At 57.8% G+C, this 6,360-nt stretch carries 6 protein-coding genes; all 6 read left to right on the top strand.

The annotated features are described in order from the left end of the window. The coding region (locus L692_RS0103245) for a cytochrome ubiquinol oxidase subunit I (RefSeq protein WP_036721726.1) at positions 1 to 677 on the top strand (677 nt) is incomplete at its 5' end. Further along, positions 664 to 1,683 carry a cytochrome d ubiquinol oxidase subunit II gene (gene cydB, locus L692_RS0103240; RefSeq protein WP_025697158.1) on the top strand — a complete coding sequence of 340 codons (1,020 nt, stop codon included), beginning with the start codon at positions 664 to 666 and terminating at the stop codon, positions 1,681 to 1,683. The genes L692_RS0103245 and cydB, both read left to right, overlap by 14 nt. Then, positions 1,683 to 3,563 carry a thiol reductant ABC exporter subunit CydD gene (gene cydD, locus L692_RS0103235; protein WP_025697156.1) on the top strand — a complete coding sequence of 627 codons (1,881 nt, stop codon included), beginning with the start codon at positions 1,683 to 1,685 and terminating at the stop codon, positions 3,561 to 3,563. Before cydB ends, cydD begins: the two co-directional genes overlap by 1 nt. Beyond that, positions 3,560 to 5,392, top strand: coding sequence for a thiol reductant ABC exporter subunit CydC (gene cydC, locus L692_RS0103230; RefSeq protein WP_025697154.1), 1,833 nt, complete (start codon positions 3,560 to 3,562; stop codon positions 5,390 to 5,392). The genes cydD and cydC overlap by 4 nt, the downstream gene beginning before the upstream one ends. Positions 5,393 to 5,656: 264 nt before the next feature. Continuing rightward, a complete protein-coding gene (locus L692_RS31000) occupies positions 5,657 to 5,824 on the top strand; it encodes a CxxH/CxxC protein (RefSeq protein WP_084463061.1) in 168 nt (55 codons plus the stop codon). Positions 5,825 to 6,166: 342 nt separating this feature from the next. Then, on the top strand, positions 6,167 to 6,360 hold a 194-nt coding region (locus tag L692_RS0103220), incomplete at its 3' end, for a 23S rRNA (pseudouridine(1915)-N(3))-methyltransferase RlmH (protein WP_025697153.1).

Genomic DNA, 6,360 nt, shown 5'->3' with positions numbered 1-6,360 from the left:
TAAACCCCCAGCCGATGAAGATGGCCGCCTCGGAAGGCTTGTGGGGCAAGAGCGGCGATCCGGCGCCTTGGACGGTATTCGCCAATATTGATCCTACGAACAAGACGAGCACTCATGAACTGAAGATTCCGTATCTGCTCAGTTATCTCTCCTACAGCAAGTTCTCCGGTGAGGTCAAAGGGATGAACGAGCTGCAGGCGGAATATGAACAGAAGTACGGTCCGGGCAATTACATACCGCCTGTACGAACCACCTTCTGGAGCTTCCGGATTATGATCGCAGCAGGCACGGCTATGATCTTCATTTCGCTGTGGGCAGTGTATCTGATGTGGCGCAAGAAGCTCGATCAGCCGAACACCGGATTTATGCGCATCTGCTTGTCGGGACTTCTGCTGCCGCCGATCGCTAATACCACCGGCTGGCTTATGACGGAGTTCGGGCGTCAGCCATGGACGGTATTCGGTCTGATGACAACGGAAAATAGTATTTCGCCCAATATTACGGCGGGTCGGGTATTGTTCTCGCTAATCACGTTTAACGGTATATATGCAGCGCTCTTTATTGTGCTGATCTATCTGTTCATCAAGGTTATCAAAAAAGGCCCGTACGCTATCGAAGAAGAATCACATTCGACGGACCCTTATTCCAAGAAGGAGGGACACCATGCTCTCACTTAATGAACTTTGGTTTGTGCTGATTGCGGTTCTCTTCGTCGGCTTCTTCTTTCTGGAAGGCTTCGACTTCGGGGTGGGCATGCAGTCTCAATTGCTTCCGAAGGATGAAAGGCAGCGCCGGGTTATGATTAACTCGATCGGTCCATTCTGGGATGCGAACGAGGTATGGCTGCTTACCGGGGCGGGGGCGATGTTCGCGGCCTTCCCCGAATGGTACGCGACGCTGTTCAGCGGATTCTATGTGCCGTTTGTCTTCGCTCTGTTCGGTCTGATCCTGCGCGGGGTCGCCTTCGAGTACAGAGGCAAGGCGCAAACGGCCGGATGGAGAAAGACCTGGGATTTGTCCATCCTGATCGGCAGCTTCCTGCCGCCTTTCCTGCTTGCCGTTGTGTTCGCGAGCTTCATCAAAGGTCTGCCGATTGACGGAGACAAGCAGATGCATGCGGCTTTCTTCGGTGACATCGTCAATGTCTATACGGTGCTCGCCGGTCTTGCCGTCGTCCTGATGTGCAATGTTCACGGCTTGCTGTTCACGGCGCTGCGCACCTTCGGAGAGTTGCAGGAACGGGCGCGCAGACGGGCGCGGGCACTGCTGCTGCCGACGGGCGTGCTGCTGCTGGCTTTTGTTATCATGACTTACTTCCAGACGGATATTTTCGAAGTGCGCGGCGCGCTGCTCTGGGCTATTGCGGCGCTGGGGCTGGTCGCCTTCGTGCTGGCGGGTTACTTCAGCAAGCAGAAGCGCGACGGCTGGGCGTTCGGCATGACTGGCGCGGTGCTGGGTCTGTCGGTAATCTCCGTCTTCGCGGGCTTGTTCCCCCGGGTGATGGTCAGCTCGCTTGGCGAAGCTTACAACCTGACGATTACGAACGCCGCATCGGGCCATTATTCGCTTAAAGTGATGACGATTGTGGCGCTGACTCTGCTGCCGTTCGTGCTCGGCTATCAGATCTGGAGCTATTTCATCTTCCATAAACGGCTTAGCGACAAGGAGACTCTTGAATATTAATGGATAGAAATTTGCTTGGGTATAAAGGAGTGAGGCCGGTCTTTCTGGCGGTGGGCTTCCTTACCCTGGTGCAAAGCTTGTCCATCCTGCTGCTGGCTAAATCGCTGGCGGAAGTGATCTCCGCGCTGTTCGCGGGGGAGCCGCTGAAGGAACAATGGGGCACTGCGCTATTGTTCCTTCTTGCGTTTCTGGCGCGGCATGCCTGCGGACTGCTGATGAGCAGCGTCTCGTACCGGTTCGCCGAGAAGACGGGGAGCGCCATGCGGCGCAAGATGATGGACAGGCTGTTCCGGCTGGGGCCGAGAATGGCCGGGGATCAAGGAACCGGAACCCTGGTGACGCTCGTTCTGGAGGGAGTGACCAAGTTCCGCACCTACCTGGAGCTGATTATTCCGCGTATGGTCGCAATGTCGGTAACGCCTGTTCTGCTGCTCGTTTATGTGTATACGCAGGACCGTATGAGCGGCATTATTCTGACGTTAACGATGCCGATTATCATTGTGTTCATGATTCTGATTGGCATGACGGCCCGTAAGCAGATGGACCGGCAGCTGGAATCGTACCGGACGCTGTCCAACCATTTCGTGGACTCGCTGCGGGGGCTTGAGACGCTGAAGTTTCTCGGGCGCAGCAAGGACCACAGCCAGGCCATCGCCGAGGTGAGCGACCGCTACCGTTCGGCAACGATGCGCACGCTGCGGGTGGCATTTCTGTCATCGTTCGCGCTTGATTTCTTCACCATGCTGTCCGTTGCTTCCGTGGCCGTCAGCCTGGGCCTGCGGCTCGTGAACGGCGACATGACGCTGGTTACGGGACTTACGATCCTCATTCTGGCGCCGGAATATTTCCTGCCGGTGCGGCTCGTTGGCGCCGACTTTCACGCCACGCTTGACGGCAAGGAGGCGGGCGAAGCGATGAAGAGCATTATCGACCGTGAACCGCTTAAAGCGGTTGCGCTGGAGAATGCGGCGTTATCTTCTCCGGAGACCTCGGGAGGAGATGAGGCGCGGCCGGAAGGCCGCCGGAAACAGGTGGGGGCGCACGCTTCGGCGGGTACACCGGACAGGAGTGCTTCCGGGGGCGGAAAGTCGGCAGCGGAGAGCGCTTCGGCATTGCCGGAGTCCGTATTTGCCTGGAATAACAGCAGCACGCTGTCTCTCCAAGGCATCAGCGTACGGCATGAAGAAGGCGGCCCTTCCTCGCTGGAGGAGATCCGTCTGGAGTTCACCGGAACCGGCAAAATCGGCATCATCGGCGAAAGCGGCGCGGGCAAATCGACGCTGATTGATGTGCTGGCCGGGTTCCTGCATCCGGGCGGGGGGAGTATCACGGTTAACGGCTGCAAGGTAAGTTCGCTGACCGACGATGCCTGGCGGCGCCAGACATCATATATTCCGCAGCGGCCGTACATTTTCAGCGGGACGCTGGCGGATAATGTCCGGTTCTACTACCCGGAGGCTTCGCTGGATGACGTCTCCAGAGCCGTCGCTGCTGCCGGGCTGTCGCCGCTTACCGCTTCGCTGCCTGGCGGTTTGGATGAAAGAATTGGCGGAGGCGGACGCTCTTTAAGTGGCGGTCAAGAGCAGCGGGTCGCGCTGGCGCGGGCGCTCCTCAGCAGCCGTCCGATCATGCTGCTGGACGAACCGACGGCACATCTGGATATCGAGACGGAGTATGAATTGAAGGAAACGATGCTGCCGCTGTTCGAGGACAAGCTCGTCTTTCTGGCGACGCACCGTCTGCACTGGATGGCGGATATGGACCACATTATTGTTATGAAGCAGGGTAGGGTTGCCGAAGTGGGCACCCATCAGGAGCTGCTTGAACGCAAAGGAACCTATTACGAGCTTGTAGAAGCGCAACTGGAGGGGATTCATTGAAACGGGAAGGCTGGTTTGCACCCTATGTGTCGTCCTACTTCTGGCGTTTCCTGCTGATTGTTCTGCTGGGCGCGCTGACCGTATTCTCGGCTTCATCCCTGATGTACACGTCCGGCTTTCTGATTTCCAAAGCCTCCATCCCGCCGGAGAACATTCTCATGATCTATGTCCCGATTGTCGGCGTCCGCGCGTTCGGCACCAGCCGGGCGGTTATTCACTATGTGGAGCGGCTGGTCGGGCATGACACGATTCTGCGGATTTTGTCCCAAATGCGCCAGCGGCTATACCGCATCCTGGAGCCGCAGGCGTTATTCCTGTCCTCGCGCTTCCGTACGGGCGATATTCTCGGCATGCTGGCCGACGATATTGAATATTTGCAAAATGTCTACCTGCGCACCGTATTCCCCGCCGTCATTTCCCTGATCATCTACGCGGCGGCGGTCATCGCCATTGGCACGTTCGATGTGCGGTTCGCGCTGCTGGTCGGCCTGTACATTCTGGTGCTGGTCGCTGTGCTGCCGCTTGTTTCGCTGCTCGTGACGCAAAAACGTCAGCGCGAGATCAAGCAGGCCCGCAACCGGCTGTATCAGAAGCTGACGGACGCCGTGCTCGGCATGAGCGACTGGATGATCAGCGGACGGCAGGGCCAGTTCGTCGAAACGTATGAGGCGGATGAGCAGGCGGTTGCCCGCACGGATGCCGCGCTGCGGCGCTGGGCGCGAATCCGCATGTTCCTGGGCCAGTCGGTGATCGGCCTGGGCGTCTTGTCCATGATCTGGTGGGCCGGGGGCGAATTTGCTGAGGGAGCGATTCCCGGCACATTGATTGCCGCCTTCGTACTGGTGGTCTTTCCGGTGGCCGACGCTTTCCTCCCGGTATCTGAGGCTATCGAGAAAATCCCGCAGTACCGCAATTCGCTGGAGCGGCTGGCGGGTGTGGCGGAAGGGCTGACTGAGAAAGCGACGGGTGGGACAAATGGAGGTGCCATGCCGGATGGGGGAGAATCAGATCGGTCTGGAGGTGATGACACCCCACCGGGTCTGCCGGATGCGGCGGTCACTTCCCGGCAGTTGGCGCATATCTTGATTCGCGGTGTGGGCTACCGCTATGCCAAGGAAGCGGAGTGGTCGGTTCGCGATTTGACGCTGGACATTCCCCAAGGGAAGAAAATCGCGATCATCGGCCGCAGCGGGGCCGGCAAATCGACGCTGCTGAAGCTGATCCAGGGGGCGCTTGCTCCCACCGCAGGAGCTGTGAAGATCAACGGACGGGATGCCGCTTCTTACGGCGACCGGATTCCGTCGATCATCTCCGTGCTGAACCAGCGTCCGCATCTGTTCGACACGACGGTGGCGAACAACATTCGCCTTGGCGACCCGGAGGCTTCGGAGGAGCAAATCGCGCGGGCGGGCGCCTTGGCGAAGCTGGGCGACCTGATCGCCGCGCTGCCCGCAGGCTATGACACGCGGGTACGCGAAGCGGGCCAGCGTTTCTCCGGCGGGGAGCGCCAGCGGATCGCCCTGGCGCGTATTCTACTTCAGAACACGCCGGTCGTTCTGCTCGACGAGCCGACAGTGGGCCTCGATCCGCGTACGGAGCGGGAGCTGCTGTCGACGATTTTTGCCGCAATGGAGGGCAAGACGCTGATCTGGGTCACGCATCACCTGGTCGGCGCGGAGCGGATGGACGAAGTGATTTTTATGGAGAATGGCAGAGTCGAAATGCGCGGCACCCACGCCGAGCTGTTGGCTTCCGAGCCCCGCTACCGCAGATTGTATGAGCTGGACCGGCCGGGGTATGCGGCGCAGCGCGGATCGGCGGCGAGATAATGCATCATTACTGGAATTATAAGGGTATATAAGCTCTATGCGTGTATTGCTGCCTGTATTTCTGCACGATACACACTTGCATCTCTAAGGGACGCCGCCCGGCGTTTCCTCTTGAGTGTGAGGGCCGAGGCAGATCTGTAAAAGCACGGCTGCCGCAGGCTGCTCTTGCGGGTGATTTGGATTTCTTTTTCGCCGGAATTGTGGTAGAACTGTAAGAGGAGTATTACGCCTACAGAGGCACAGGGAAAGGAATGCTTGCAGGAAATGTACGTCGTATGCAAAGAACATCTGGAGCTGGCCATCGACATGTTCGTTGATGAGTATGAGGATGCGCCCGACATCGTGGATCTGAAAGATACGGAATTCTCCGACTGGGACCCGCCCGCCAAATGCGCGGAATGCGAGAAGAACGGGGAGTTTTTGGTGGTGTAATTGAGAAGCCGCCCGGCTGCTTCCTGGTGAGCTTGGAATTGGAAAAAGACGGTGAACGGAGGACGTGCTGCACGTCCTTTTGTGTTTATTATACCCGGAAAGTTCGAACGTCAAAGACCTGATATTGCAAAAAACAACGGCTAACAAGGGACTGGAGCATACTTTGAGAATCCGGGAGGCGTTGTTCTAAATAAAGGCGCGGAGAGTCATGGAGAACGTAAGCGGTATGAGGGCGAAGATTGGTATGGGTACGAACACGAATAACAGGCCCTATCGACAGCTGCTCGGTCGCCGCAAACCATGAATGAAATGGCAAAACATAACTTGCAATGGAGGCTGGATATGCTTGTACAGATCATCGGCGTAGGCAGACTGAAAGAAAAATATTTAACCGCCGGCATCGCCGAATATGCCAAGCGGCTAACACCCTACCTCAAGTTTCAGATTATTGAGGTAGCGGATGAAAAAGCGCCCGACACCCTGAGCGAAGCCGAGGTGTCGGTCGTGAAGGCGCGCGAGGGTGAACGCATCCTCGC

The sequence above is a fragment of the Paenibacillus forsythiae T98 genome, assembly GCF_000520735.1.
GTDB lineage: Bacteria > Bacillota > Bacilli > Paenibacillales > Paenibacillaceae > Paenibacillus_AQ > Paenibacillus_AQ forsythiae.
Note: the sequence above shows the minus strand (reverse complement) of the source record. Positions and strands in the feature narration are given on the sequence as shown.